Here is a 5,426-nt window from a genome sequence, read left to right as displayed (position 1 = left end):
ACGTTCTGCGTTATTGCATCGGCGACTTGTTCTATATTACACCTCTAAGGTGAAATCGTCAACACCTTTTTATAAAGATATTCAATTTAATATTTTTATACTCTTTTAGCTAGATATTCCTCTACAAAAATTCATTACTAGAAACCAACTTCTGCTTCTCTTTAATTTATTCTTCCAGAACATATTCGATTTCATTTGAACTCTAGACTTAATTCTTGCAGACATGTCCCTCCAACAAAACTAGGAACCTTATTTTAACAAATACTAGTATATAATTAGAGAGTTGTTGTACTAGCAATAAAACTCTATTAGAAGCAGGTGAAAATATGAAAGATATACGTATCCTTATAGCAGACGATGATAAAGAAATCCGAAATTTATTAAAAATATATTTAGAACGAGAATTATATATGGTAGATACTGCGGTTAATGGTGAAGAAGCCTTGCAATTATTTAATCAAAACAACTATAACCTCGTTATATTAGATCTTATGATGCCGAAAGTAGATGGTATCGAAGTATGTAGAAAACTTAGAGATAAAACTAACGTACCTATATTAATGCTAACCGCTAAAGATCACGAAATTGATAAAATTTTAGGTTTAAGCATTGGCGCTGATGATTACATTACAAAACCTTTCAGTATTCACGAAGTAGTTGCACGAGTAAAGGCTCTTATGCGGCGTTTTTTAGTTCTTGGAAGTAACACTACTGCACAAGAGAAAACACTTTTAGCTTTCAAAGGACTAACTATCGATTTAAATACATACACAGTTCATACAAATAAAGAAGAAATCAGCTTAACCGGAAAAGAACTGGAACTGTTGAAATTCTTTACTTCAAACCCAGGACAAGTATTTACAAAAACACAGCTTTTCCGAAATGTATGGGACGATAATTATATAGAAGACGATAATACCGTTATGGTACATATTCGAAAACTTAGAAAGAAAATAGAAATCAATCCCTCTAATCCAAAATTCATTCAAACTGTATGGGGAATTGGTTATAAGTTTGTAGGTGAAAAACTTGAAGACTGATAAAACCCTATTCCTTATTTCATTACAACTTATCATTTGCGGGCTTTTAAATATACAAATGGGTCCAAAAGGAAAGATGTCTTTATTTATTACCCTTATTTTAATTACAATGTATCTCTTCTTTTCAAGAATACAATTCATTCAACATCGCAAATCAGTGGACACAAAATTAGGTCGTGTACTAAAAGGAAATTTACAAACGAGATTATTCACAAGCAATGACCCCTCATTACATAGTATCGTTTTTTCAATAAACGAACTGATAGCTGAATTAGAAAAGGTTCGGATCGAAGCAAAAAGATCCGAGGAATCTAGAAAACAACTTTTGTCTAGTATCTCGCACGATATCCGAACACCACTCACCTCTATTATTGGATATATCGACGCTTTAAAAGATGGGGTTGCTGCTTCTGAAATAGAAAAGAAAGAATATCTTAAAATACTTTATATGAAATCAAATAACTTAAAACATCTAGTTAACGAAATATTCAATATGGCAAAGCTAGACGCCAATGAATTTCCACTAAAAGAAGAGGAACTCGACTTTTCTGAAGTTACTAGAGAAGTTTTGATTGAATTTTTACCTGAACTCTCAAAACATAATCTCGAACTACAGGTTCTCATACCAGAATCTACTTGTCCTATCATTGCAGACCACCTTAGCCTTATGCGAATTATGAGTAATTTGATAAAAAATGCCATTTATTACGGAAAAGATGGGAAAACATTAGGGATCGAACTACTAGAAACTGATACAGACTATGAACTTCTTATTTGGGATAAAGGCCCTGGTATCCCAAAACATGATTTACAAAACGTATTTGAACGAATGTACCGAAGCGAACAATCGAGAAACTCCTCTTCTGGTGGTAGCGGTCTCGGGCTTTCAATTTCTAAAGCACTCGTTGAGAGAAATGGTGGGCATATATGGGTTGAAAGTACTCCATGGAAACGAACTACTTTTGGCTTTTCAATTCCAAAATACATTTCTTTTAAGAAATAGTTAAGAAATGATTAATATGCAGTTAAGCCTTCCTTCTTATCATGTAATTAAGAGCTTATAGAAAGTAGGTGTTTCCTATAAATACAATTATAAAAACGACTAACCTTACTAAAGTGTATGGCACACAAAAATCAGTAGATAATCTAAATATTAATGTTCAACAAGGCGAGATTTATGGATTCATAGGACGAAACGGTGCGGGCAAAACAACAACCATTCGTATGCTACTCAGTCTTATAAAACCTACAAGCGGAAATATTGAAATATTCGGAGAGGACTTATTTCAAAATCAAAAAGATATTTTAAGAAGAATTGGTTCTATCGTTGAGGTTCCAGGGTTCTATGAAAACTTAACTGCAAAAGAAAACTTATTAATTAATGCAAAGATAATTGGGATTCACAAAAAGAATGCCATTGAAGAAGCATTAGAAATAGTAGGCTTGCAGCACGAGACAAAAAAATTAGTAGAAAAGTATTCTTTAGGAATGAAGCAGCGCTTAGGAATTGCACGCGCCCTTCTCCATTATCCTGAGCTACTCATATTAGATGAACCAACTAATGGGCTAGACCCCATCGGTATTAAAGAAATGCGAAAACTTATTCATTCTTTAGCTCAAGAAAGAAATATAACAATACTCATTTCTAGTCACATATTAGCCGAGGTAGAACAGTTAGTCGATCGTATCGGAATTATTCATGAAGGAAGGTTACTAGAAGAAGTTTCTCTTGATAAGCTACGTAAAACAAACCGTAAGTACATAGAATTTCAAGTGAATAATGAAAATAAAGCCGCGATGCTATTAGAAAATCAGCTTCAAATTTTTGATTATGAAGTACATGATGAAGGAAATATTCGTATTTATTCTCATTTTGGACAACAAGGATACATCAACAGAACATTCGTTCTAAATGGTGTGGAAGTATTAAAAATGATGATAAGTGAAGATAGATTAGAAGATTATTTCACTAAATTAGTTGGAGGTGGAACAATTGGTTAATCTACTCTATACAGAACTATTAAAACTAAAACGCTCTAATATGTTTTTAATTAGCATTATTGGAGCTGGTGTCGCACCTTTCTTAGTCGTAGTAGCTTCTTATATACATATAAAAACCAAACAGCCCACTCCGACTATTTGGTTCCATCAATTATTTACCGATGTTAACTTATATACTACTTTAGTGATAGGGTTCCCCTTATATGGAGTAGTAATTGCTTATCTGTTTACCCGTGAATATGCAGAAGACACACTAAAGAATTTACTAACTATCCCCGTATCGCGTATTAGCTTTATTATAAGTAAGTTCATCACTCTTTTTCTTTGGATCATGATGCTAACTTTAGTCGCTTGGGCACTTACTTTAATATTAGGGCTATTGGGGAACTTCCCTGGTTTTAACACTGCTTTATTTTTAGGCTCTTTTCTAAAATTTTTAATCTGTGGTGGACTTCTCTTTCTATTGTCTTCACCTATTGTGCTACTAACTCTTGTAATGAAGAGCTATGTACCACCTATTATATTAACTGTCATTATTACAATGACTAATCTTATGCTCGTAAACTCCAAACATAAAGATTTATTTCCGTGGACCGCTACTCTTGATATCGCAAATAATGAATTACAACCCACATATCCACCGGAATATTCTTATATCATCATTGCAGCAACAGCGGTTTCAGGATTTTTTGCAACACTATTCTATTTCAAAAGAGTAGACATTCATTAATTTATAGGAGTGAAACGATGAGCGATATCATTATTGCCTTCATACTCGGTATCGTAGAGGGGTTAGCTGAATTTTTACCTATCTCTTCTACTGGTCACCTTATATTAGTCGGGCATTTATTAGATTTTGAAGGAGAAAGAGCGAAAACGTTTGAAATTGTTATACAGCTAGGGGCAATTTTAGCTATTGCAATTTTATATCATAAACGCCTCGTTTCTTTATGTAATATTAAACCTCTTCTGCGGAAAGAGAAGAAATTCAACGCATTCCATGTATTTCTTGGCGTATTTCCAGCAGTAGTTGCTGGTTTACTACTACATGGTGTCATTAAAACTTACTTATTTCAGCCCTATACTGTCGTAATTGGACTTGTAGCAGGGGCAATTCTTATGCTCTTTGCAGAAGTAAAAAAGAAAGAGGCAACCTCCTATTCACTGGATGATTTAACATACCGTCAAGCATTAACAATTGGATTATTTCAATGCTTAGCAGTATACCCCGGCTTCTCTAGAGCTGGCTCTACTATTTCTGGAGGTCTATTAGCAAAAGTAAATTATAAAACTGCATCTGAGTTCTCTTTTCTCATTGCTCTTCCTGTAATGGTAGGCGCTACAGGCTTAGACTTGTTAAAAAGCTGGAAGTATTTAAGTGTCAATGATATCCCTATGTTTGCGGTAGGATTCATTACCTCTTTTATAGTAGCAATGTTAGCAGTAGTAACATTCCTAAAGCTTTTAGAAAAGATAGGCTTAAAACCTTTCGCATACTATCGTATTTTGTTAGCTATCTTATTTACGCTTTTCGTATTGCTATAAATTCATATAAGTCACAGATAAAAAACCGATATTCAAGTTAGAATATCGGTTTTTTATCCATTTCACATCAAGTACTACCTACTCCAATATGGCATAGCGGGAATAAATCATCATTAATAATCCAAATGTTCTTCAAGCAATTTTAATCTTTACCGTACGACACAATTCAAAATTTAAACATTCCTCTATTAATATGGATGTCTACTGGAAAATGCCATATAGGGACCGAACGTGTCTACAAACCATATTCATTCCACACATATTATCTTTCTTAATTCGCAACACACCGATACAAGTTTTAAATACGTACAAAGATATAGCAAATAAGGAAATTTCCCAGGGATTATAAAGAGACTAAAATTATTAATTAAAGTGAGGTAACGATACAATTGAATCCTTTAGCACAATCATATCGGAATACTTATTGGGGAAACAGTGACAAACCGGAATCTATTACAGCTTGGCAATTCGGTGATTCTTCTAATTATCTCGCACAGTTAGTAATTGACGGCATAAAAACAGCAACATGCTCCGTTCACATTTTTTATGAATTAGAAAATGAATCACTACTGACTACTAACGATTATAGTATTATACTCATTAGTAATAATGAACCTGTAGCTATTATTAAAATAATAGAAGTAACTGTAACACCAATGAATGAAGTAAGCGAAGAATTCGCTATTGATGAAGGCTTAGGAGATCGTATTTATAATTACCGGGAGTTCCTGTTGCTACTTTTAAAGCTATAAGCTTGTTATTTATAACTCAAGAAGCCCATAGATAACTAACTTATTTTATAAAATACAAAAAAGACGAGTCATTCTGACTCGTCTTAAA

General features: G+C 33.4%; 5 protein-coding genes and 1 pseudogene. All 6 read left to right on the top strand.

The features are described 5' to 3' along the window. The first annotated feature begins 326 nt into the window (after window positions 1-326). A complete protein-coding gene (locus ILT06_RS31970; RefSeq protein ID WP_064475988.1) occupies window positions 327-1,040 on the top strand; it encodes a response regulator transcription factor in 714 nt (237 codons plus the stop codon). Continuing rightward, a complete protein-coding gene (locus tag ILT06_RS31965) occupies window positions 1,030-2,043 on the top strand; it encodes a sensor histidine kinase (RefSeq protein ID WP_064475989.1) in 1,014 nt (337 codons plus the stop codon). Before ILT06_RS31970 ends, ILT06_RS31965 begins: the two co-directional genes overlap by 11 nt. A 68-nt stretch (window positions 2,044-2,111) precedes the next feature. After that, complete coding sequence (locus ILT06_RS31960) at window positions 2,112-3,041, top strand: ABC transporter ATP-binding protein (RefSeq protein ID WP_098103664.1); 930 nt, start codon at window positions 2,112-2,114, stop codon at window positions 3,039-3,041. Then, on the top strand, window positions 3,034-3,771 hold the full coding sequence (locus ILT06_RS31955) for an ABC transporter permease (RefSeq protein WP_000247712.1): 738 nt from the start codon (window positions 3,034-3,036) through the stop codon (window positions 3,769-3,771). The genes ILT06_RS31960 and ILT06_RS31955 overlap by 8 nt, the downstream gene beginning before the upstream one ends. A gap of 17 nt (window positions 3,772-3,788) precedes the next feature. After that, window positions 3,789-4,586, top strand: a complete 798-nt coding sequence (gene uppP, locus ILT06_RS31950; protein ID WP_060486332.1) for an undecaprenyl-diphosphate phosphatase UppP — start codon at window positions 3,789-3,791, stop codon at window positions 4,584-4,586. 389 nt (window positions 4,587-4,975) lie between these two features. After that, window positions 4,976-5,305, top strand: a pseudogene (locus ILT06_RS31945) (ASCH domain-containing protein); the annotation flags it as partial. Window positions 5,306-5,426 lie beyond the last annotated feature (121 nt).

This window comes from Bacillus sp. 17RED48, assembly GCF_019837545.1.
Classification (GTDB): domain Bacteria; phylum Bacillota; class Bacilli; order Bacillales; family Bacillaceae_G; genus Bacillus_A; species Bacillus_A wiedmannii.
Note: the sequence above shows the minus strand (reverse complement) of the source record. Positions and strands in the feature narration are given on the sequence as shown.

Bases quoted from the DNA above. Each gene is read 5' to 3' on its own strand.
- ILT06_RS31970 (WP_064475988.1), top strand. From the start codon at position 327: ATGAAAGATATACGTATCCTTATAGCAGACGATGATAAAGAAATCCGA.
- uppP (WP_060486332.1), top strand. From the start codon at position 3,789: ATGAGCGATATCATTATTGCCTTCATACTCGGTATCGTAGAGGGGTTA.